Annotated in this window: 21 protein-coding genes; 14 read left to right on the top strand and 7 right to left on the bottom strand. The window is 64.6% G+C overall.

Annotation, left to right across the window (positions count from 1 at the left end; genetic code table 11):
• Positions 1 to 39 precede the first annotated feature (39 nt).
• Complete coding sequence (locus tag E1956_RS32650) at positions 40 to 1,260, top strand: helix-turn-helix domain-containing protein (RefSeq protein WP_134756990.1); 1,221 nt, start codon at positions 40 to 42, stop codon at positions 1,258 to 1,260.
• A 45-nt stretch (positions 1,261 to 1,305) separates the two neighbouring features.
• Positions 1,306 to 1,977 carry a Vgb family protein gene (locus E1956_RS32655; protein WP_134756992.1) on the top strand — a complete coding sequence of 224 codons (672 nt, stop codon included), beginning with the start codon at positions 1,306 to 1,308 and terminating at the stop codon, positions 1,975 to 1,977.
• A 65-nt stretch (positions 1,978 to 2,042) separates the two neighbouring features.
• On the opposite strand, the gene E1956_RS32660 is transcribed toward E1956_RS32655, so the two are convergent.
• Positions 2,043 to 2,240 carry a hypothetical protein gene (locus E1956_RS32660; RefSeq protein WP_134756994.1) on the bottom strand — a complete coding sequence of 66 codons (198 nt, stop codon included), beginning with the start codon at positions 2,238 to 2,240 and terminating at the stop codon, positions 2,043 to 2,045.
• A 332-nt stretch (positions 2,241 to 2,572) separates the two neighbouring features.
• On the opposite strand from E1956_RS32660, the gene E1956_RS32665 reads away from it, so the two are divergent.
• From E1956_RS32665 to E1956_RS32690, 6 genes are all read left to right on the top strand, one after another.
• On the top strand, positions 2,573 to 3,406 hold the full coding sequence (locus E1956_RS32665) for an ABC transporter substrate-binding protein (RefSeq protein WP_134756996.1): 834 nt from the start codon (positions 2,573 to 2,575) through the stop codon (positions 3,404 to 3,406).
• 72 nt (positions 3,407 to 3,478) lie between these two features.
• Complete coding sequence (locus tag E1956_RS32670) at positions 3,479 to 4,195, top strand: amino acid ABC transporter permease (protein ID WP_134756998.1); 717 nt, start codon at positions 3,479 to 3,481, stop codon at positions 4,193 to 4,195.
• Between the two features lie 19 nt (positions 4,196 to 4,214).
• Positions 4,215 to 4,862, top strand: coding sequence for an amino acid ABC transporter permease (locus E1956_RS32675; RefSeq protein ID WP_028222713.1), 648 nt, complete (start codon positions 4,215 to 4,217; stop codon positions 4,860 to 4,862).
• Positions 4,859 to 5,629 (top strand): amino acid ABC transporter ATP-binding protein, encoded by a 771-nt coding sequence (locus tag E1956_RS32680; protein WP_134757000.1) that lies wholly within the window; start codon positions 4,859 to 4,861, stop codon positions 5,627 to 5,629. The genes E1956_RS32675 and E1956_RS32680 overlap by 4 nt, the downstream gene beginning before the upstream one ends.
• 85 nt (positions 5,630 to 5,714) lie before the next feature.
• The gene (locus E1956_RS32685) at positions 5,715 to 6,464 is read left to right on the top strand and encodes an IclR family transcriptional regulator (RefSeq protein ID WP_134757002.1); all 750 of its coding nucleotides are present in this window, start codon (positions 5,715 to 5,717) and stop codon (positions 6,462 to 6,464) included.
• Between the two features lie 176 nt (positions 6,465 to 6,640).
• Positions 6,641 to 7,792, top strand: coding sequence for a patatin-like phospholipase family protein (locus tag E1956_RS32690; RefSeq protein WP_134757004.1), 1,152 nt, complete (start codon positions 6,641 to 6,643; stop codon positions 7,790 to 7,792).
• Positions 7,793 to 7,828: 36 nt separating this feature from the next.
• Here E1956_RS32690 and E1956_RS32695 read toward each other — a convergent pair whose 3' ends face one another.
• Positions 7,829 to 8,728, bottom strand: coding sequence for a GGDEF domain-containing protein (locus tag E1956_RS32695; protein WP_335930011.1), 900 nt, complete (start codon positions 8,726 to 8,728; stop codon positions 7,829 to 7,831).
• A 431-nt stretch (positions 8,729 to 9,159) separates the two neighbouring features.
• Complete coding sequence (locus tag E1956_RS32700; protein WP_134757008.1) at positions 9,160 to 10,530, bottom strand: MFS transporter; 1,371 nt, start codon at positions 10,528 to 10,530, stop codon at positions 9,160 to 9,162.
• 321 nt (positions 10,531 to 10,851) lie between these two features.
• On the opposite strand from E1956_RS32700, the gene E1956_RS32705 reads away from it, so the two are divergent.
• Complete coding sequence (locus E1956_RS32705; protein WP_232071935.1) at positions 10,852 to 11,313, top strand: GNAT family N-acetyltransferase; 462 nt, start codon at positions 10,852 to 10,854, stop codon at positions 11,311 to 11,313.
• Positions 11,314 to 12,245: 932 nt separating this feature from the next.
• Positions 12,246 to 13,190, top strand: coding sequence for an IS110 family RNA-guided transposase (locus E1956_RS32710; RefSeq protein WP_197732931.1), 945 nt, complete (start codon positions 12,246 to 12,248; stop codon positions 13,188 to 13,190).
• A 274-nt stretch (positions 13,191 to 13,464) separates the two neighbouring features.
• Here E1956_RS32710 and E1956_RS32715 read toward each other — a convergent pair whose 3' ends face one another.
• Positions 13,465 to 15,342 (bottom strand): methyl-accepting chemotaxis protein, encoded by a 1,878-nt coding sequence (locus E1956_RS32715; RefSeq protein ID WP_134757012.1) that lies wholly within the window; start codon positions 15,340 to 15,342, stop codon positions 13,465 to 13,467.
• Positions 15,343 to 15,515: 173 nt separating this feature from the next.
• On the opposite strand from E1956_RS32715, the gene E1956_RS32720 reads away from it, so the two are divergent.
• Positions 15,516 to 16,061, top strand: a complete 546-nt coding sequence (locus E1956_RS32720; protein ID WP_134757015.1) for a DUF4232 domain-containing protein — start codon at positions 15,516 to 15,518, stop codon at positions 16,059 to 16,061.
• An 11-nt stretch (positions 16,062 to 16,072) separates the two neighbouring features.
• Here E1956_RS32720 and E1956_RS32725 read toward each other — a convergent pair whose 3' ends face one another.
• Complete coding sequence (locus E1956_RS32725) at positions 16,073 to 16,720, bottom strand: CGNR zinc finger domain-containing protein (RefSeq protein ID WP_134757936.1); 648 nt, start codon at positions 16,718 to 16,720, stop codon at positions 16,073 to 16,075.
• A gap of 169 nt (positions 16,721 to 16,889) precedes the next feature.
• Here E1956_RS32725 and E1956_RS32730 point away from each other — a divergent pair, with 169 nt between their 5' ends.
• The 3 genes from E1956_RS32730 to E1956_RS32740 all read left to right on the top strand — a co-directional run bounded on the left by E1956_RS32730 (position 16,890) and on the right by E1956_RS32740 (position 19,342).
• The gene (locus E1956_RS32730; RefSeq protein ID WP_134757017.1) at positions 16,890 to 17,585 is read left to right on the top strand and encodes an alpha/beta fold hydrolase; all 696 of its coding nucleotides are present in this window, start codon (positions 16,890 to 16,892) and stop codon (positions 17,583 to 17,585) included.
• Positions 17,586 to 17,641: 56 nt separating this feature from the next.
• Positions 17,642 to 18,496: an alpha/beta fold hydrolase gene (locus E1956_RS32735; RefSeq protein WP_134757019.1), complete on the top strand. Its 855-nt coding sequence runs from the start codon at positions 17,642 to 17,644 to the stop codon at positions 18,494 to 18,496.
• A gap of 75 nt (positions 18,497 to 18,571) precedes the next feature.
• Positions 18,572 to 19,342: an SDR family oxidoreductase gene (locus E1956_RS32740; RefSeq protein WP_134757021.1), complete on the top strand. Its 771-nt coding sequence runs from the start codon at positions 18,572 to 18,574 to the stop codon at positions 19,340 to 19,342.
• A gap of 24 nt (positions 19,343 to 19,366) precedes the next feature.
• Here the strand turns inward: E1956_RS32740 and E1956_RS32745 are convergent, their stop codons facing one another.
• Together E1956_RS32745 and E1956_RS32750 are read right to left on the bottom strand one after the other, a co-directional pair.
• Positions 19,367 to 20,089: a DUF3142 domain-containing protein gene (locus E1956_RS32745; protein WP_134757023.1), complete on the bottom strand. Its 723-nt coding sequence runs from the start codon at positions 20,087 to 20,089 to the stop codon at positions 19,367 to 19,369.
• Positions 20,090 to 20,097: 8 nt separating this feature from the next.
• The gene (locus tag E1956_RS32750) at positions 20,098 to 22,332 is read right to left on the bottom strand and encodes a PA5441 family protein (RefSeq protein WP_134757025.1); all 2,235 of its coding nucleotides are present in this window, start codon (positions 22,330 to 22,332) and stop codon (positions 20,098 to 20,100) included.
• Positions 22,333 to 22,421: the final 89 nt, after the last annotated feature.

Here is a 22,421-nt window from a genome sequence, read left to right on the forward strand (position 1 = left end):
ACGGGAGGGAGTGACAAGTGTGTCGGGATTCCGATGAGCATGGATTCGCTGATCACGGCGGCGGCGCGCGCGCTCGCCGCCGGTGACCCGCTCGGCGCGCTCAATCGCGTCGCGTTGCGCGACGACCCGCCCGCGCTCGCGCTGCGCGGTATTGCCATGGCGCAGCTCGGCGACCTCGATCGCGCGAAAGCGCTCCTGCGCCGCGCGGCAAGCGCGTTTGGCGCGAGAGAAGCGGTGGCGCGCGCACGCTGCATCGTTGCGCAAGCCGAAATCGCGCTGGCTTCGCGCGATCTCGGCTGGCCCGTGGCCACACTCGATGCGGCGCGCCGCACGCTCGAAGCGCACGGCGACCGCCTGAACGTCGCGCATGCGCGCTATCTGGAGATCCGCCGCCTGCTGCTGATCGGCCGGCTCGACGAGGCGGGAGACCTGCTCGCCGGAATCGATCCCGCACCTTTGCCACCTGCCTTGCGCGCGGCGCACGCGTTGATTGCCGCGGGCATAGCAATGCGGCGCATTCAGACCAAAGCGGCCCGCGACGCGTTGGCCATTGCCGCGCATGCGGCGCGTCTCGCCGGCATTGCACCGCTTTTCGCCGAGGTCCAGAGCGCGGCTCAACTGCTCGAAGCGCCCGCGGCGCGCCTCGTCGTGCGGGGCGAAACGCGCGCCATGCGGCTCGAAGATGTCGAAGCATTGCTGGCGTCGCAGGCGCTCGTTGTCGACGCATGCCGCTACGTCGTGCGCGAAGGCGCGGTCGTGGTGCCGCTCGCGCGGCGGCCGGTGCTGTTCGTGCTGGCGCGCGCGCTGGCCGAAGCGTGGCCCGGCGACGTGCCGCGCGATGCGCTCATTGCGAGCGCGTTTCGCATGAAGCACGCCGACGAATCGCACCGTGCGCGTTTGCGCGTCGAGATCGGCCGCCTGCGCGGCTTGCTTCGCGGCATCGTGGACATCGAAGCGACGCAGCAAGGTTTTGCAATCGCGCCAGTCCGCGCGCGCGAGGTGGCCGTGCTCGCGCGGCCCGTTGAAGAGCAGCACGCAGCGGTGCTCGCCCTGCTCGCGGACGGCGAGTCGTGGTCGAGCTCGGCGCTCGCGCTCGCGCTGGGCGCGAGCCAGCGCACCGTGCAGCGCGCGCTCGACGCGCTGGCGGCAGGGCAGAAGGTGCAGGCGTTCGGCCAGGGGCGCGCGCGCCGCTGGACCATGCCGCCCGCTCCCGGATTCGCGACCAGCTTGTTACTCCCTGCGCCGCTGCCGGGCGACTAGGATGATGGCATCAGGTGTTCGACTACGGACCGAAAGGAGGCAACGATGAAGCGCACCCCTGCCAGCATCATTCGCGAATATGGCCCGTTCCCGGGCGTCGAAAACGTCGGCGGTGTCACGTACGACGGCAATCAGGTCTGGTTCGCCGCCGGCAACCGGCTGGCGGCGCTCGATCCGCAAAGCGGCGAGACGGTGCGCTCGATCGATGTCCCCGCGCATGCGGGCACGGCCTTCGATGGCCAGCACCTGTACCAGATCGCCGAGGCGCAGATCCAGAAGATCGATCCGCAGACGGGCCGCGTGCTCGCCACGCTGCCGGCGCCGGGCAAGGGCGGCGACTCGGGCCTCGCATGGGCCGACGGCACGCTCTGGGTGGGCGAGTATCGCGAGCGCAAGATCCACCAGGTCGATCCCGAGACCGGCGAGATCCTGCGGACGATCGAATCGAGCCGCTTCGTCACGGGCGTGACGTGGGTGGACGGCGAGCTATGGCACGCCACCTGGGAAGGCGACGAGAGCGATTTGCGGCACATCGATCCGGACACGGGCAAGGTGCTCGAGCGGCTCGACATGCCGCCGGGGATAGGTATTTCGGGACTCGAGTCGGACGGCGCCGACCAGTTCTTCTGTGGCGGTGGCGGCAGCGGGAAAATCCGCGCGGTGCGCCGGCCGAAACGAGATGCCGCCCGTCACGATGACGATGAAACGGCTGCTTGAGCGTCGCCAGGTTGCATCGAATCCGCGTTTTTGCATCGGCTTGGCACGGCCTGGCTGTTGCTTGACTACGGCGTTTCCGCCGCTCTTTTCCAGTCCTCATAGAGGTCCGCGCGCGATTCCAGCCGAACCGTCTCATGGCGGACCTCGATGATTTGCTCTACGAACGATTTAGCGAGGTCGGCATAAATGACCGCGTTCGATAGCCCATAAGGCGCGGCGTCCTCGCCGGAATACCCATAGAACACTTCGGCGACGCCGGCCATGTGCGTCGCCGCCATTGCATCGTCGGCATTTCATCCGCTTCGCCCAATTCGCGGCGCCCAGCCGGACCCATTCCCCGTTGCCATCGCCGATCGCGGCCTCCAAAAGCGGGCGCATTTTTCCAGTGCGTACTCGCGTATACCCCATTGCCGGGAATTTTTTTCCGTGGAAGACTGCTTCGCATCCGGCGTATCAGACTGCTGTCCGATATATCGGACACAAGAAGCGAGGGAACGACCACTGCCGAGCCCTCGCCCGCGCCCACCGCCAACGCCAGGCTGAGCGCCACCCGGTTTCACGCATGGATTTATTCCTTCCCGATCAGGATTGCAAAATGAGACTCGTAAAACAAAGCGCAAAGTTCGCCTGCATGTTCGCGGTAGCGGGCCTGCTGGTGCTCGCCGGCTGCACGAAGGTGCCCACCACGGGCCAGGATGCGGCGGCGACATCGACGCTGCAGGCGGTGCTGCAGCGCGGGACTTTGCGCGTGGGCGACTGCCTGACGTTCGCGCCGTTCGGCTTCTACAACAAGGACGGCCAGCCCGACGGTTATGACGTCGATCTGGCGAAGGAGCTCGCGAAGGAAATGGGCGTGAAGCTCGAGGTGGTGAACACCACGAGCGCGAACCGCATTCCGAATCTGCAGACGGGCAAGGTCGATGTCGTGTTCTGCAACTTCACGCGCAACATGGAGCGCGCGAAGGAAATCGGCTTCACGACGCCTTATGTCGTGGCGAGCGAGGCGTTGCTGGTGAAGAAGAGCAGCGGCATTCAGTCGATCAAGGACATGTCGAACCGCACGATCGCCACCGTCAAGGGCTCCACCAACGGCGACGAAGTCCGCGCGCTGAACATGCAGGTGAAGATTCAGGAATACGACAGCTCGGAAGCCGCGATTCTGGCCGTGAAGCAGGGCCAGGCCGACGCGATGATCGAAGACAACAACTTCCTCGCCTATCAGGCCAAGCTCGATCCGGATCTCGCCGTCACCAACGAAGCCCTCGTGCCGCTCGAATACAACGCGTTCGGCGTGAAAGCCGGCGATCAGGTGTGGCTGAACTATCTGAACCTGTTCCTCTTCAACATCAACGCTTCGAAGCAGAACGCCGAGCTGTACAAGAAGTGGTTCGGCGTCGAGCCGCGCTACTCGCTCAATCCGCAGATGTGAGCGCAAGCGCCCCGAGTGCACGATATGCACGCTGTCCACGACGGGCGCCCGACTTTTACCCAGAGGTAGGAAATGAGTTATCAATGGCTCACCTTGTGGGGCTACGTGCCCGACTTCATCCAGGCGGCATGGCTGACGCTGCAGATCACGCTGCTGGCCTTTTGCCTCGCGTTGGTGCTCGGCCTGCTTTCCGCGCTGGCGTCGGCCTCGCGTGTGGGCGTGCTGCGGCTCGTGGCGCACAGCTATGTCGAGGTCATTCGCAATACGCCGGTGCTGCTGCAGATCTTCATTGTGTTCTTCGGGCTGCCTTCGCTGGGGCTGAATCTGGGCGCGTATGTGGCGGGCGTGATCGCGCTGGGTGTGAACGTGGGCGCCTACCTCTCCGAAGTCTTTCGCGCGGGCATTCAGTCGGTGCCGCGCGGGCAGCTCGAAGCGGCCAGCATTCTGGGCCTCTCGCGCGCGCAGGTGTTTCGCGAGGTCGTGCTGCCGCAGGCGGCGCGCGCCGTGTATCCGGCCATCGTCAACAACCTCATTCAGCTGCTGCTGGGCACCTCGCTGCTTTCGGCGATCGCCCTGCCCGAGCTGACCGGCACGGCCACCGTCATCAACTCGCGCACGCTGCTCTATCTCCAGACCTTCTCCGTCACGCTGGTGGCGTATCTGGTGCTCAGCAACTGCCTGTCGTGGATCGCGGCGCGCATTGGTGCGCGGGTCTTTCATCCACCGCTCGTCATGAAAAAGCGTGCGCGCATGCCGTTTTTCGCGGCGCGTCAGGCCAGCCGCTCCTGAGCCGAACCGGAGATCAAGAATGTCGACTGAATTGTTGATGACCAGCCTGTCGATCCTGCTGCAAGGATTGCTCGGGACGCTGCTGCTGTCCGTGGCGTCCATCGCTGGCGGCACGTTGATTGGGCTCATCGCCGCCGTGTTGCGCTCGTTCGGGCCGTGGGGCACGTCGCGCATCGCCCAGCTCTACACCGAGCTGTTTCGCGGCACGCCCGTGCTCATCACGCTCATGTTCATTTACTTCGGCGTGTCGTACTTCGGCTATGCGATCGACGTGTTCGCGGCCGGCGTGGTGGGACTGAGCGTGTACCAGGGCGCCTATATCTCCGAGATCTTTCGCGCGGGCATCGAAGGCGTGCCCAAAGGGCAGTGGGAAGTCTCGCAGATTCTCGGCCTGAGCAAGACCCAGGCGTTCTTTTCGGTGGTCTTGCCGCAGACGCGAAAGATCGTGCTGCCGCCGCTCATCGGCCAATACCTCTCGCTCATCAAGGACACCTCGATCGTCAGCATGATCGGCATGTCCGAGCTGATGCACGGGGGCCAAGCCATCGTCGACCGGGTTGGCAAGCCGGCCGAAATCTACGGACTCGTTGCCGTGCTCTATTTCGCTGTGTGCTTCCCGCTCTCGCAGTGGGTGCGCCACCATGATCGAAGGAACCTGCTGTCATGACCGCTAACGCCACCCATAACGTCTCCGCCACCGCGAAGCCCGTCATCACGCTCGCGGGCGTGAGCAAATCGTTCGGCGCCACCAAGGTGCTCACCGAAATCAATCTCGACGTGCGTCCGGGCGAAGTGCTCGTGCTGATCGGCGCTTCGGGCTCCGGCAAGAGCACCGTGCTGCGCATCATGGCCGGCCTCGAAACGGCCGACACCGGCGAAGTCTGGGTCAACGAGGTGCCGCTGCACGATGCGCGGCGCGCGCGAGAGATTCGCGGGCACGTCGGCATGGTGTTTCAGCAGTTCAATCTGTTTCCCCACAAGACCGCGCTCGGCAACGTGACGCTCGCGCTGATCAAGGCGCGCAAGATGAGCCCCGCCGACGCGCGCAAGCGCGCGATGGAAGCGCTCGAGCGCGTGGGACTCGCCGAGCGCGCGGAGCACTACCCGAGCCAGCTCTCCGGCGGCCAGCAGCAGCGCGTGGCGATCGCTCGCGCGCTCGCGGTCGAGCCGCGCATCATGTTCTTCGATGAAGCGACCTCAGCGCTCGATCCGGAGCTCGTGGGCGAAGTGACCGAGGTCATGCGCGGCCTCGCGCGAGATGGCATGACCATGGTCGTGGTGACGCACGAAATGGGCTTCGCGCGCAAGACCGCGGACCGCGTGGTGTTCATGGACAAGGGCGTGATTGCGGAGCAGGGCGAGCCCGAAAAGATCTTCGTGACGCCGCAGAACGAACGCACGAAGCAATTCCTGCATCGCGTGCTCGATCATTGAACTGGCAGGGCTTGGGCGAGTGAATCGTGTATGCTCGCGGCCAGTCATTTACCACAAACACCATAGCGCCCACGGAGTTCAAGTCATGTCGTCACCCGAATCATCGAGGGCCCGAGGGGTGGACCGCGTCATCGGCATGCTCAGGCAGTTGCACCTCGCGCAGCGTCCGCTGACGATGCGCGAGCTCATCGAGGCAACCGGTGCGCCGCGTTCGAGCGTTTATGAGCTGGTCACGATTCTTGCCGAAGCGGGCTGGCTCGAGATTGCGGAAGACGGGTCCGTGTTTTTCGGCCGCGTGATGCATTACTACGGCTCGGACTATGCGCAGCACAATGACCTGATCAAACGCTCGCACCAGGCCATTCTCGCGCTCGTGCGCAAGCACGACGAAACCGCGCAACTGTGCACGCTCGAAGGCAACAAATATACGGTGGTGCTTTCGGAGAACAGCTCGCGGCCGTTCAACATCAGCTCGGAGATCGGCGTCAAGGTGCCGATTCCATGGACCGCGACGGGGCGCCTGTTGCTGGGCCACCTGAGCGCCGACGAGATTCACGCGCTGATTCCGGACGAGGATTTCGTGCTCGACAATGGCAAGCGCGTCGAGTTTGCGGATTTTCTGCATGACATCGAGCACGCGGCGAAGCTCGGCTACTGCTGCACCGAAGGCCTCTCCAATACGTTCCGGCTCTGCATGGCCGCGCCCATCCGCGACCGCTCCGGCGCAACGATTGCGGCGCTCTGCTTCATGACGAGCCGGGATACCGACCCGGCCAAGCGGGATCTGATGCTGGCGGATCTCATCGGCTCCGCGCAGGCGCTGTCGAAAATATGAGTCTGACTGTGTTGACGTGAGCGGCCACACGTCGGCCACGCCTTGCGCAACCGCACAGGGCGTTTTCTTCGCCCTCTCCACCGCTTCTGCCAGCGCACCCTCGCATTGAAACGCCTACACTTGCTGATGGCATTCGAGTCCCGGCGTCACACACGGCACAACCAGCGAGGCAGGACATGGCGGCGAAACGGCCAGCACATCAAGCATTGTCAGGGCAAGTCGTCCTCGTTTTTCAGGGGGGCGGTGCGCTGGGCGCCTACCAGTTGGGTGTCTACCAGGCCATGGACGAATCGGGCATCCAGCCCGATTGGGTGATTGGCACCTCCATCGGCGCGATCAATGCGGCCTTGATCGCCGGGAATCCGCCGGAGCGCCGCTATAGCCGGCTCGAGGAATTCTGGACGCGGGTGACCGACCGCACGCGCCTCGACCTGCCTGCCGGCTTGCCCGGCAACTTGCCCGCCTGGGGGAAGGCCTGGGAAAACGCGTTTGCGAAATGGATGATCATCGGCGGCGGCATCACGGGATTCTTCCAGCCGAATCCGGCGTCGTGGTTCGGTCCGCTCTTCCCGCTGGGCGTGGACCGCGCGTCGTACTACATGATCGAGCCGCTGCGCAACACGCTCGCTTCGCTAGTCGATTTCGACCTGCTGAACGCCGGGCACCCGCGTCTGACCGTGGGTGCGGTTCACGCCACCACAGGCGCGATGCGCTATTTCGATTCGCGCGACCAGCGGCTGAACGTCGAGCACGTCATGAGCTCGGGCGCGCTGCCGCCTGCGTTTCCGGCCGTGCGGATCGACGGCGAGCCGTACTGGGACGGCGGCATCTATTCCAACACGCCGGTCGAGGTGGTGCTGGACGACAAGCCGCGCAAAAGCTCGATCATTTTCTCGGTGCAGATGTGGAACCCCGCGGGCCCCGAGCCGCAAAACATCTGGCAGATCTCGGAGCGGCAAAAGGATATCCAGTACGCGAGCCGCACCGATAGCCACATTGCGCGTCAGCAGCAGATCCACCGCTTGCGCCACGTGATCCGCGAACTGGTCAAGCGGCTGCCGGAAGCCGAGCGCGCCACGGCCGAGGTCGAGGCGCTTGCCGCCTGGGGATGCCAGACCACCATGCGGCTGATCAAGCTCGCCGCGCCGCGTCTCGATGGCGACGACCAACTGAAGGATATCGACTTCACCCCGGCCGGTATTGCCGCGCGCCAGCGCGCGGGCTATGAGGCCGCGATGCGCGCGATTGCCGCCCGTCCCTGGGAGGCGCCGATGGACCCCATCGAGGGCTTGACCGTCTACAGCGCGGACGAAGGCGCAAGCGCGTGATTCGATGCGCGACGACGTCGCCGTAGCGACGTGCCGTTACGCGCCCGGATGCAATTCGGCTGCGTCGGCGAACACGGTTTGCCCGCTCCCGAGGGATTTCGCGCGGTACATGGCGCTATCCGCCGCGCGCATCAACGTGCGGGCATTGAGGTCACCGGCACGGCTCCCCTGTGAGAGCATGCACACGCCGATGCTGCCCGAGACGGCAACCGGATGTCCCGCAACGGTGTGCAAGGCGTCCAGAATCGCGTGAATCTTCGCGGCGATACTCAGCGCGCGCTCCTTGTCGTGGACCTGATGAGCCAGCACCACGAATTCGTCGCCGCCGAGGCGGGCGAGCGTATCGCCGCGGCGCATGTAGTTCATCAGCGCCGCCGCGAAGCTGCGCAGCAGTTCGTCGCCGACCGCATGGCCGTGGGCGTCGTTGACTTCCTTGAAGCCGTCCAGGTCGATCAGCAGCAACGCGGCGTGGTTCGCCTCGTGTCCGCGAATGGCGAGCGTGCGGCCGATGGCATGCTCGAGCCGCACGCGATTGCTGAGCCCCGTAAGCGGATCGGTCGCGGCCTGCTGTTCCAGCCGGCGCACGAGCACCGCCAGATAGAGCGAAGTCGCGGCAAGGCTGAGCGCGACCCCGAGCCCAGCCATGAAGTTCGTGCGCCACCACGGTTGCCAATGCATCAAGCCCGCGACGCCGGTGAGCGCCACCGTGCACGAGAGGGCCAGCATGCGCTGGCCATAGCGGCATCCCGCGCCGACGAGAAACCAGAATATGACCCAAAGCAGCGGGAGCGCGGCCCGGCCGCCGAGCGCCATCAGCGCAATTAACGCGGCCTGATCGGCGATCGTGGTGAGGGTCAATCGCAGCGGCGAGCGGCGCGGTCCGGCTGTGGCAGCGATATACGTGACGACGCCGTAGGCCACGTAACACGCGGACATCGCCGTCGCCAGGTGAACGCTCCTCGAATGATAAACGGACGCGGCGATGAGATAGGCCAGCACGACTACGCTGCCGAGCGATACACGCAGTACCGCTTGTTCTTTCTCCGGGTTCTTGGGGAACGCGCCGAAAAGACCTTGCCCGGGCCAAGAATGAGAGTGCGTCTTGCCCATGCCAACTACCCCCGCTTCGATCCTGGTTTTCTCGTCCGGCAGTTTAACGCGAGCGTGTGGCGCATTGGAGATGCGATTGGCTCAGTCGGGTGGAAATTGCGTGATATTGCATGGCGGCCGGGTGTAGTGGCAATGAAAGGCGGGCGAGAATCGATGGTTTTATGCTTCATGAATGTTTGGGGGATCCCAATCCGGGTGAAGAAGCGGGGCGGCGCCTCGAGGTGCCGCCCCGTATGCTCAATACCTGGCAGGACTGATCAAGCGTGACGGGCGGTGTGTCCGCTATCGCCCAACGATCGCGCGTCGTCGTATTCGCGCGAGATGTCCTTGTTCGTGTAGTCGCCCATGCGCCAGGCAGCCGCGAGGCTCACGAGGCCGCATACGAAAATATAAGCCGCGATCGCGTAGCCCGAGCGGTAGTAAGCGAAGAGCGCGGTGGCGATCAACGGCGCGGGACCACCGGCAATGATGGAAGCCAGTTGATACCCGAGCGAAGCGCCGCTGTAACGCAGCCGTCCCGTGAACGACTCGGCGATCAAGGCGGCCTGTGGTCCGTAGAGCATCGAATGCGGCACCAGCGAAAGCACGATGGCCGCGAAAATCAGCACCGGATTGCGGGTGTCGACCATCGCGAAGAAAGCGAAGCCGAACAGGCCGGCGCAGGCGGCGCCGATCATGTACATGCGCTTGCGCCCGATCAGATCGGAGACGTGGCCGAAGAACGGGATGGTGAAGAACTCCACGACTGCGGCGGCCAGCACGGCCGTGAGCATGAGATCGCGCGAGGCGCCGAGCGTTCTTACGCCATAGGCGAAGATAAACGCCGTGAAGATATAGAACGGGGCTTGTTCGGCCATGCGCGCGAGAGCCGAGAGCAGGATGTCTTTAGGCTGGCGGCGGATGACCTCCATCGTCGGCGCTTTCTCGATCTTGTGTTCGGCGAGGAGCTTCGCGAAGATCGGCGTTTCGAGGATGCTCAGGCGGATATAGAGGCCGATTGCGACGAGGATGATGCTCAGGAAGAACGGCACGCGCCATCCCCAGGTGAGGAAGCTGCTGCCGGAGATCTGGCTCATGGCCAGCACCACGAGGTTGGAGATGAACAAGCCCGCGGGCACGCCGAACTGCGGGCAGGAGGCGACAAAGCCGCGATGCGAATTGCTGCGCGCCCATTCCATCGACATGAGGACCGAGCCGCCCCATTCGCCGCCCACGCCCACGCCTTGAATGAAGCGCAGCACGGTGAGGATCACGGCGCCCCAGATGCCGATAGACGCATAGGTCGGAACAAAGCCCACGGCGAACGTGGCCAGTCCCATCAGCAGCAGGGTGACGATCAGCGTGGCCTTGCGGCCGACGCGGTCGCCATAGTGGCCGAAAATGGCCGCGCCTACCGGGCGCGCGATGAAGCCGACGGCGTAGATCAGAAACGCCTGCAGCGTACCGACTAGCGGATCCGATTGAGGAAAATAGAGCTTCGCGAAGACGAGGCCCGTGACAATGCTGTAGAGGAAGAAGTCGTACCACTCGATCGTGGTGCCGATCGTGCTGGCGATCACAGCACGGCGCAATTGACGGTGGGCGTCCTGTTCCGATAGGAACAGCGCTCCCGACGGGTTGTCACTCATTTCGCACCCCCAGGAGTAAGGGTGATAGGGTCTGGTGACTCTGGTTGCGCGGCGGGTGGATTCGATGGGCAGGCGAATGCGCGCCACTTGGCGAGCGCGATGGCCTTATCAGCCGTGATGCACGCGATACGCGCTATGGGTCGCCAGGGTGGTTCTACAATGATATGTCACCTTGTGATGTATTGTGGATTCGAATGGTGTGCGCAAGAATCTCTCCCGGTGTGGGGTTTACAGGCGATATTGCGGGTAAGTCCTGATCTGGCGTTGATGGCGTTGGTGCCTGTGGCCGTCTTTGCGAATTGCGCTTTTTAATGGAACACGATGATGTCGTTGTCGATTGAGGAAGTTTTGCCGTCTGCTGCTCCGTTGGAGCTACTTTTACTGGCCGATCCCTCTGAGGAAAAGGTTCGCGCTTATTTGCCTGCGTCAAGATGCTTTGTTGTCTTGAATGATGGTGTTGTGGTTGGTGTGTGTGCGGTTCAGCAGAAAGAAGCTGGCGTTCATGAGCTGATGAACATTGCGGTCAGGCCGGAGCAGCAACAGCTGGGCGTTGGCTCGCGGCTCTTGAAGTGGGTGATCGAGATTTATCGCGCGGCCGGCGCGAGGGCTCTGGAAGTGGGTACCGGGTCGTTTGGGTATCAGCTGACTTTTTATCAGCGGCATGGTTTTCGGGTTGCTGAAATTGATCGCGATTTTTTTGTTACTCACTATGGTGAGCCGATTTTTGAAGAGGGCATTCGGTTGCGGGATATGTTGCGATTGCGTATCGAGTATCGCAGTTGAAATGTGCGATGGGATTTCTTTTCGCGCTGCTTAGCGCGTTGGCCTTAACTAGTATTCGCGGCGGGCCGCGGGCGTTGCCCCTGTGCGGGGCGGCACCTACTTTTCTTTGCAGCCGCAAAGAAAAGTAGGCAAAAGAAAGCGGCTCACACCGCTAGTGTGACGCAGTCCCCCACTGCCCTGTATATCGGAGCGGCTCCGGGGCGTCTGTCACCTCTCGCCGTCAACCGGAGTGACTAAGGGCTCATTCATCCGGCGGCGCTGCGCGCGCCGTGGGGTATATCCAAAACCAGTGGGATGCAGGTATTTTCGTAGGACTCCAGCTTATTCGATTTGCGGCTCGCCGCGCAGCCACCAGCCCGCCCGCCCTCGCATTTGCCGGTCAGCATTCCTATGCATTTGCCGGGCGGCGCTCTCAACGCATTCGCCAGCCAGCATGCCCTTGAATTCGCCGGTCAGCATTTCTATGCATTTGCCGAGAGGTGCTCCCGACGCATTCGCCAGCCAACACGCCCTTGCATTCATCGGTCGGCCCCTCCCTGCGCATTTACCGGGTGGCACACCCAACGCATTCGCCGGCCCGCCCGGTTTGCCTTGCAGACCTTTCCGCCCGCGCGTAGCGAGTGGCGGGAAGGATGAGCCCTTTGTCACTAACGCGGAGTGTGCGAGGAGACGGATGCCCCGGAGCCACTCCGACATACAGGGCAGTGGTGGACGGCGTCACACTGGCGGTTTGAGCCGCTTTCTTTTGCCTACTTGTATATTCCCTTCTGTGACGTCGACCTGATCAGTTGCCGTCACAGGGACAGTCAGCTCGTCTGCCTACCGTGCCTCGAGCACGCAGAAAAGCTTGAGCGACTGTCCTTTTCATCCTCCTAGCCCGAACAGTTGACTGAGCCCCGAGCTCGTATTTTTCTGCAAGTATGGGTACCGTGATGAACCACTCTCATTCCGTTTATATCGGCATCGACGTCAGCGGCACCGCGCTCGATGTTGCCATTCATGACACCACCGAACATTTTCGTGTCGACAATGAGCCCCGCGCCATTGAACAGCTGGTGCAACGCCTGATCGCGTTGAACCCCACGCTGATCGTCCTGGAAGCCACCGGCAAGCTTGAACTCGCCCTGCTCAGGGCCCTGTGCGAAGCCGGCCTGCCCGCTGTCGCGGTCAATCCCCGGCAGGTTCGCGACTTCGCCCGCGCAACCGGCACGCGCGCTAAAACCGATCGCATCGATGCCTTCGCCATCGCTCATTTCGCCGCGGTCCTCAAGCCCGACGTGCGCCCGCTCAACGATCTGCAGACGGAGCAGTTACAGGCCCTGCTGCTGCGCCGCGCCCAGCTCATCGAGATGCTTGTGGCCGAGAAAGCTCGTCTTGAACGCGCCCATGCTGCTGCGCGGGACAGTCTGAACGAGCACATCAAATGGCTCAAGCTGCAGATCAAGATCGCCGACAATGACATCGATTCATTCCTGCGCTCCTCGCCCGCGTGGCGCCAGAAGGAAGACCTGCTACGCTCTGTGCCCGGCATCGGTCCCGGCGCCGCCGCGACGCTGATCGCCTTCATGCCCCAGCTCGGGTCCCTGAACCGCCGCGAGATCGCTGCGCTCACCGGCGTCGCCCCCTTCAATAGCGACAGCGGCAAGCACATCGGCAAGCGCCGTATCCGTGGCGGGCGCGCTGTCGTGCGGCGCGCCCTCTATATGGCCTGCGTGCCCGCGCTGCGTTTTAACCCTACCATCCGGGCGTTCTATGACCGGCTACGCAAGGCTGGCAAACCGTTCAAGGTAGCTATCACGGCCTGCATCCGCAAGCTCGTCGTCACGCTTAATGCAATGGTTCGTAACGCCACGCACTGGAGTCCGCCGCTCAACTGAGTTTCATCACGCATTGCCCCGTTGGCGGGCAGTCCGGGCGCGATCATCAATCGTGCGGTATGCGCTCGCCTATGCATTGCTGATAGACGTGTCGGCAATCCAGCCTCTGCCAGCCAGCAACCGCTTGACTCCCAATACGGTTGCTTTTCTTTGCGGCTGCAAAGAAAAGTAGGTGCCGCCCCGCACAGGGGCAACGCTTGCGGCCCGCCGCGAAACCAAGTTAAGGCCAACGCGCGAAAGCGCCAACAGCGAAAGCACAAAGCGCGATAGCGCTTCAAACATCCTCCCCAACTTTGAACACAGCAACCAGCTGATCAAGCTCCGCCGCTTGCTGCTTCAAGCTCTCCGCCGCCGCGGCACTTTCCTCCACCAGCGCCGCATTCTGCTGCGTCACCTGATCGAGCAACTGCACCGCATCGCCAATCTGCCCAATACCCGCACTTTGCTCGAGACTAGCCGAAGTAATCTCACTCATCATGGTGCTAACGCTCTGCACCTGCGAAACGACATCGTCCATCACCTTACCGGCATCGGCAACAAGCCGCGACCCGGCATCCACCGTCCCCGCACTATGCTCGATCAACGACTTGATCTCTCTGGCAGCCTGCGCACTGCGCTGCGCAAGATTGCGCACCTCCGAAGCCACCACCGCGAAACCACGCCCCTGCTCGCCAGCACGCGCAGCCTCCACCGCCGCATTGAGCGCGAGAATATTGGTCTGAAACGCGATGCTATCGATCACCACGATGATCTCCGAGATCTTGCGCGACGCCTCGCTGATCTGCTCCATCGTGCTCACCACCTGCCCAACCACCTCGCCACCTTGCGCGGCCGCGCCGGAAGCTCGGCTGGCCATCTGCGCAGCCGTGTGCGCCGTCTCCGAATTGTTCTTCACAGCAGCCGTGATCTCCTCCATCGAAGCCGCAGTGCGCTCGAGATTGCTCGCCTGGTCTTCGGTGCGCTGGCTCAGGTCGGCATTGCCCATTGCGATCTGCGAGGAGCCAATCGCGATCGACATTGAAGAGGCCCGCACGCGGCGCACGAGCGTGTTCATCGAAGCAACGAAGCGATTGAACGCGTCGGCGAGCTGCCCGATTTCATCCGTGCTCTCGACCTTCATCTGGCGCGTGAGGTCGCCCTGGCCGCTTGCGATCTCCGCAAGCAGCGTGGCCGCGCGGCGTACCGGCGCGGCAATGGCGCGGCCCACCAGCAGGATCACCGCCAGCGCGCCAGCGAGACCCACGACGGCGGCAATGACGGTCGCCATGCGGATCGCGCGCTCGAACGGCCCGAGCATTTCAGCCTGCGGCACCTCCACCACGACGTAAGCATTCAACTGCGGAACGAACGAGGTGGCGATGAATCGCGACCCACCGGGCGGCGCGTAGCTCATGTAGGTGTAGGGCTGGCCAGACAGCAGCCTGGACGCGGCGTCGGCGGGCATGCCGGGCAGGTCCTTGAGGAAGTGCTTGCCGTCGACGAGCGCGGTGTCGCGGTGAATCATGATCGCGCCGTCCGGATGCACGAGATACGCAAAGCCCGTCTCGCCGATCTTGTAGCTCGCGACGCCCGCGGCCAGCGCGTCCACGGAGAGCGCCATGGACGCAATGCCAGTCGGACCCGCCTGGCCGTTCGCGCTGTCCACGCGCGCGTTGATGAACATGGTGTAGGTCCCGAGGCTCACGTCGCGGTCCATGCTCACTTCATAGGGCTTGCCGGTCGCAAGGAAGGCCTGGAGCCACTGATCGTGGTCGCCGAGCTTGCGCTGCAGGCCGGCTTCGGTGTAGTAGTTGCCGCTCTTCGTGGATGCCCATTGCACGCTGACGGCCTTCTGCTCCGTCTTCACGTTCTGCGCAAGGCGCATCCACATGGCGGTGCCGGCGTCGGGCTCGCCGTCGGCTTCCCATTGCTGGAGAAAGGGATCGGTCGCCATGGCCCGCGCCGCGGTAATGGGCCCGGCGAGCTGCCGTTCGATGTCGGCGCGAATGCCCTTCACGGCGGTTGGCAGTTCGTCTTGCACGACGCGCGTGCGCACCGTGTCGCCAATCAGCCAGATGCTCAGCCCGCTCGAAATGCCGATGAAGATCAGCAGGCAGGTCGTCATGCTCAGAACCAGCTTGTTCTGAATGGAAAGCTTGCGCCAGATGGACATGAAGGGGTCTCGACAACGTTAAACCGCGGGTTTGTTAAACGTTATCGGTCGATCTGGCGAGAACTTTATTGGGTGGCGCGTATGTGTGCTATTTCAGCAGCGCAGTAGTTGCGCGCGGCGTGGACCGCGCGCGCTATAGTCCGTAATTGTCCGATGAATAGACGAGGAAAGTCATGAGCGCAAGCGACACGAAGCGTATTTCGACCGCGTGCATCGGCACGTTGCTGCTCGCGATGGTTTGCGCATGCACCACGAGCGCGTCCGCCGACGTAGCGCCGTGCACGCCCGGCCAGCTCGAACTGAGTCTCGACGACGGTGGCGGAGCGTTCACCGGCATGTCCCATGGCGGCACCTGGGTGGTGTTGCGCAATCTCGGCGCCAGCGCGTGCCGGGTGCCCGCGCGCCCGGACGTGACCTTCCTCGATGCGCACGATGAGGCACTGCGCGCGTCCTTGCAGCCGATACGCGGCATGAACCCGGGACCCGTGCTGCTCCCCGTCGAGATTCCCGCGCAGGCGCGCGTGCGCGCGAGCTTGCGCTGGGTGACGGGAGAAGTCTTCGACGACACGCAATGCATCGACGCGGCGTTTGTCAGGATCGGCATTGGAGAGGGCTCACTGACCACGCCCTTTCACGGTCATCTGTGCGGCTCGCGCGCCGAGGGGCCGCTCTATCAGATGGTGCCCTTCCAGCCCCTCCAGGCGACACAGCCGGATTGAGTGCCGCCCGGCTATCGCGCGTCGCCTTCCTGGGCTTGCGCGTCTTTGAGCCGCTTGCGGTGCGCGGCCACCTTCGCCCGATTGCCACAAATAGCCATGCTGCACCAGCGCCGCGCGTGGCCGCGCGTGTGGTCGGCGAACAGGAGTGTGCAGCGCGGGCCCTCGCAGGCTTTCACATGCGTGAAGTCCTCGTCGCACACCAGCTTCGCCAGCGCTTCCGCTATCGGCATCAATAAGGACTCCGGTGTTTTGTGCCGGCGCCTCGCATGCAGTGCAAATGAGGATGCGCCGCCAGGGGCATTGGCTACGAGCTCGCCGTGTTGCTCGTCGCGTTCTAGCAAGCGGTTCAGGGGTTCGAGCGCGTCCAGATCGGCAGCGCGCAATGGCTGACCTTTGCGCTCTCGCACGAATGCCCTGAACCACTCGCGCAGCGCCCTCGCTTGTGCGGCAACGGCGTCGAAGTCGGCCTGACCGAACTGCGCGCGCAACGCCGCCAGCGCCTCGCGCGGCACCATCTGCGCCTGCTCCAGCCAGTCGAGCAAGCCCTCTCCATCGCCGATCCAGTCGATCGGCTCATCCACCGGCGTGGCGACTGAATTCAGGAAGTCGAGCCCCGGTGCGTCGGCCACGAAGATCGCGGGCAGCGGTTGATAGTCCATTTCGTGTGATGAATCTGCGTGGATCATGAAGAAATCGTAACCGCTAAAAAACGTCTTGACAAGTTACTCGCATCGTTTGTAACCTCTAAATCATAAATTTAACGGTTACCAAGTCCCGCGCCGCTGGCCATCGCCAATGGCGGTGCTTCTCAAGTCGAAGGAGCAAGACATGTCTTCTGGCAATACGGGTGTGGTGCTGGTCCACGGTGCATGGGCGGACGGATCGAGCTGGAGCAAGGTCATCGAGCGGTTGAACGCGCGTGGCGTCGCGGCGGTTGCGGCGCCGCTGCCGCTCACGTCCCTGCAAGACGACGTGGCCGCGCTCGAGCGCGCGATCGAGCGCGTCGGCGGCCCGGTCGTGCTGGTCGGGCACGCCTATGCGGGTGCCGTGATTGGCGCGGCGCGGGCCGATCGTGTCGCGGCGCTGGTCTACGTGGCCGCGCTCGCGCCCGACGAGGGCGAAACGGTGGCCGACGTGTTCCATCGTGGCGACGCCCACCCGCAGGCGCCCAGGCTCGCGCCGGACCCGCACGGCTGGATATGGCTCCCGCGCGAGGCATTCGCGAATGCGTTCGCCCAGCACGCCACGCCGAACGAGGCCCCGGTGCTCGCGGCGATCCAGCGGCCGATTGCGGCGGCCTGCATCGGCGAGGCGGTGGGGCGGCCGCGCTGGAAGGACGCGCCGGCGTGGTTCCTCGTTGCCGGGCAGGACCGCATGATCGATCCGGCGACGCAGCGCTTCATGGCGCGGCGGATGAATGCGCAGATCGTCGAGTCGGATGCCGACCACACGCCGGGCGTGACCGCGCCGGACCTTGTGACCGAAGTGATTTCGCAAGCGCTGGCGTCTGTTTCCGCACAGTGAGAAGCACGTCAGCCGTTTTAATTCGCATAACTGCATGTTTCCCGTGGAGGAATCACATGAGCACCATCGCCTATCGCAACGCCGACGTGGATGGCTTTCGCGTCTTCTACCGTGAAGCCGGCCGCGCAGGCGCGCCGAAGCTGTTGCTGCTGCACGGCTTTCCGAGTTCAAGCCATATGTTTCGCGACCTGATTCCGCTACTGGCCGGGCAATTTCATATCGTCGCGCCGGACCTGCCGGGGTTCGGGCAGTCGGATATGCCGGAGCGCGAGCGCTTCACCTACAGCTTCGAGAATATCGCTGCCGTCATCGACCGCTTCACGGAAGTGATCGGCTTCGACCGCTTTGCCGTCTACGTCTTCGATTACGGCGCGCCCACCGGCTTTCGGCTTGCGCTCAAGCATCCCGAGCGGATCACCGCGATCATTTCGCAGAACGGCAACGCCTATGAAGAAGGGCTGAGCGACGGCTGGAATCCGATCCGTGCATACTGGCAGGATGCGTCGCCCGCGAATCGCGAGGCGCTGCGCGCGATGCTCACGTACGAGACGACGGTATGGCAATACACGCATGGCGTGAGCGATACGGAGTCCATATCGCCGGATGGGTACACCCTGGACGCTCACTATCTCGACCGGCCCGGCGCGAGCGAGATCCAGCTCGATCTGTTTCGCGACTACCGGAACAACGTCGCGCTGTATCCGGCGTTTCAGGAGTACTTCCGCACGCACCGGCCGCCATTTCTCGCGGTGTGGGGCAAGAACGATCCGTTCTTTCTGCCACCGGGCGCACAAGCGTTCCAGCGTGACATGCCGGACGCCGTGGTGCGCTTCTTCGATACGGGCCATTTCGCGCTGGAGACCCATGCGGCGGAAATTGCCGAAGCCATCTCGGACTTTCTCGTCCGTTGATGACCCCGAGCGGCGCAACGGCTTGCGCCGTGCGCCATTGCGAGCCTGATTCCACGATTCACGAGGAGCAGCATCATGGTTGGTCGAGTTGCAATTGTCACGGGCGCAAGCCAGGGTATCGGGCGCGCGACGGCGGTTCGTCTCGCGCGGGACTTCGACGCGCTCGCGCTGGTCGCGCGCAGCCGCGAGCATCTTGAAGAGACGGCCGCGGCGGTGAGCGAGGCAGGCGCGCGGGCGCTCGTGATCGATGTCGATCTTTCGCAGCCCGAGGCTGCGCCAGAGGTGGTGGCCCAGACCCTCGCGGCGTATGGGCGGATCGACGCGTTGCTCAATATCGCGGGCGCGGTGCCGCAGATCGACGTGTTCGAGATGACCGACGACGAGTGGGAGCGCGGCCTCGTGTTGAAGCTGCACGGCGCGCGGCGCCTGACGATAGCGGCGTGGCCGTCGTTGAAGTCGAGTGGGGGCTCGGTGGTGCTGATGTCGGGCAACTCGGCGCTGTTCCCGAAGGCGCCGTATGCGGCGGTTGGGACCATCAACGCGGCCATCGTGGCGCTTGCCAAGGCGTTCTCGGATCGCGGCATTGCCGACGGCGTGCAGGTCAACAGCGTGCTGCCCGGGCCGGTGATGACGGGGCGCCGCCAGTCGTATCTGGAGCATTGGGCGCCGCTGCACAACATGAGCGTGGAGGAGGCGACGGCCCGCTTTCCCGCCGAGGCGGGCATCGCGCGCTATGGCACGCCGGAGGAAATCGCCGAGCTCATGGCCTTCGTGGTTTCGCCCGCCGCGCACTGGATGACGGGCACGACGCTCAGGATGGATGGCGGCGAGGTGAAGTCGATCTGAGAAGCGGGGTGTGCGCGCGTTCGCTCAGCGCGCTTGGGACGGCTTGTTGCGAAGGAACACGACATAGCCGCGAAACCAGGGATTCGCGGCGAGATACGGCGGCGCATCCCACTGGCCGCCCTCGATCAGGCCGATGCGAAACGGCAATTGCAGGCGTGCGACGCGCGGCAGATAGTCGGCGTAGGCGGGGATCGTGCTGCGGCCCTGGTAGGTCTGCACGATCACCTCGTCGACGATTTGCCTGAGCCGGTTGACCTGGTCGGTGTCGATGCGGCTGCTCCAGTCGAGCAGGCCCGTGATGCTCAGGCGGCAATCGGCGGGCAGCGTCTCGCGCAGCGTTCGGAGGAAAGCCAGGTAGTCCTGAAGATGCAGCGTGCGGGCGTCGAAGTCGATCTGGATGCCCTCGATCGTGCGGCCCGAAGCGCGCCAGCGCGCGAGCTGGGCCAGCATGATCTGCGTGACGCGCGGCGTCCAGCGCAGTGTATGGGCGCGGTAGACGAGCCACATGCGGGCATGCGGCAATGGCGGCACCGTGACGCCCTGCGCGATGAAACGCACCTGGGCTTCGTCTCGCGGCGACGCCTCGATCTGCCCTTGCAGCACATAGACCGTGCGGGTGCCGTGCAACACCGCCTGGGGCTTCACGCCCGCCCACAGCCAGAACGCGTCGTAATGCGCGGGGTCGACGGTGCCGGCGCACGCCACGCGCGCGCAGAGCAGTAGCGTGGCGCACAAGAGCCGCTTCACACCGGGGCTCACCAGTAGTACTTGAGCGATTGCGCCCATTTACTGCGCGGATAAGCGCTCTTCAGCGCATTGAACCAGCGCTTGCGCGTGCCCTGCGCAATGTCGTTGCCGCCGCATTCGCTGTAGCCCGCCGGCGCGAAGCAGTTGATCGCGCGATAGAGCGCGTAGGCGCGGTCGTCGGCTGGCGCCTGCGTCATGGCGATCACGCTCTGGTAGCTCGTCATCCGCTGATACGCCTTGCCCTGGAATTGCGACGGCGCGCTGCCGAGCGTCGCCGGCGCGGGCGGGGCGGCGGTGCCGGCGGCCGTGCTGGCGGGCGTGGGGGACGTGGCCAGCATGACCGACGTGTCTTCGCCCAGACCCAACGCGGGCGGATTGGCCCGCACGAATTCGGCGAGGCAGTTCAGCGCCTTCGGGTCGCTGGGGCTCTGCTGCAGCGTCGCCGCGATCTCGCGTGCGGAAGGGCACGCGTAGCCGTCGTTGTTCGCGACACGGGGCAGGGCGAACGGCTTGAGCGCATCGGCGGGCGTTGGCGGAATCAGCGCGAGATCGGCGATGAATTCGGCGTAGTGCGCGCGCGTGAATTCCTTGTAGAGCAGCGTGTAGAGCGCGATGTCACGCAGCGCGCCACTGGTCGCCTGATTCTGCGCCTGCGCGCGCAGCAGATCCGCATTGGCCGTGTGCTGGAGCAGGACCGCGCGAATCCCGGCGTTGCGCACCGGCGAGTCCTCGGCGAATGCCTCGCTCACGAGTCCCGCCTGTTCCAGGTTGATGGCGAGCGCAAGCTCCAGCCCCTCGCGCTGCAAGCGGTATTGCGCGAGCGGGATCAGCGTGCGCCAGAGTTGCCGGGCCTCTCCCGCCTGGCCGCTGTCTTCGAGCGCGAAGGCGCGCAGCGTCTGCTGGCTCAGGGCGAAGTAGTCGAGCGGCGTGCTGGGAGACTGCGGCAGCAAGGCGAGCGCCTCGGCCGGCTTGTGGTCGACGTACACGTGATACGCCGCCAGCAGATAGTCGTGCAAGGCAGGCGCGCCGGCGAAGCGCGGCTTTTGCGCCTGCAGTTCCGCGAGCATGAGCGGCTTGCGCTCGCCCGAATCGAAATCGCCGGCCGCGCGCATGCGCATCAAGTCGATTGTGGCCAGCACCGGAGGCGACTGGATCTGGCTCGCATCGACGTTGGAGGCGAGCAGCAGTTTGCTGTCCAGCTCGTTCGCAAGCTGGGAGAGCGGCACGTTCGAGGCGCCCGGCGACCAGTGCGCGAAGGCCTTGTCGTAAAGCGCGGCCTGCTGCGTCGCGTTGCCGTCGAGCCAGGCGATGCGCCGCTGCAGCCCCGCCGCCGATGCCGCGTAGCGCCCATGCGGATAGACCCGCAGATAGGCGCGAAACACCGTGCCCGCGGCGTCGAGCGAAACCTTCGTCACGTTGGCGCGCTCGGGCGTGGTGCTGTCCGCGCTGAACGCGTTGGCTTGCGCGGCGTTCAGTTGCGCGCGGCCCGCCATGTAGAGCGCGGCTTCCTTCAGCCACGGGTCGGCGCTGTGCGACGCGCCGGCGAACGCGCTGGTGGCCGGGAAAAAATCCTGGCGATAGAACGCTTGTGCGCCGTCGAGGTAGGTTGCGAACTGCTGGCCGAGCGCCGACTTGAGGCCGGTGGGTTTCGTCCAGGCGGCATCGGCGCCACCCGGGGCGCAGGCTTTCGCCACGGTGGCGCGCGCCGCGCGCAAGCGCGCGGCGTCGTCGGCGGGGAGCGCATTCGCGGCGTTGAGCGCGTCGTTGAAGGCCTTGTCGCCGGAGGCCACGCTGCGGCAGATGTTGCCTTCGCCATCGGCGTAGGTGCTGGACTGGCCGTTGCCGCCCGCTGCGCTGTTTGCATCGGTCGTATCGCTTGCATCGCTCGCATCGCTGGCCGAGTCCGGCTGCTTCTGGCCAATGTCGATCCAGCCCGAGAAGTCGTACAGGAACGGCACGATGAGCCGGTTCGGAAGGTCCGCGGCCGGGACCGTCTTCGGGTCCGGAAAGACTTGCGCGAGCTTGCTGCTCTCGGTCATCAGCAGCATCGCGTTGATACGGGTGTCGTTGCCGGGGCTGAGGATCGGCACGCCCCCGCACGAGTAAGCCGGCTGCCTGAGCGTGGCGTTGGGGTAGCAGCCCATGTCGCCGCTTGCCCAGGCGGGGGCGGCGGGCAGCAGGGCGAGCAGGCTTGCCGCCAGCGTGGCGGCCGGCAGCGGGCGCAGCAACGGGGTTCTTCGCATTGTTCTTGTGCCGGAGTGGAGTTGAGCGAATTCGCTTGTTCCAGCCACCGGCGCGAAGCGGCCCGACACGCCTGGCCGTTGGGATTGCC

This window comes from Paraburkholderia pallida (genome assembly GCF_004524855.1).
Classification (GTDB): domain Bacteria; phylum Pseudomonadota; class Gammaproteobacteria; order Burkholderiales; family Burkholderiaceae; genus Paraburkholderia; species Paraburkholderia oxyphila.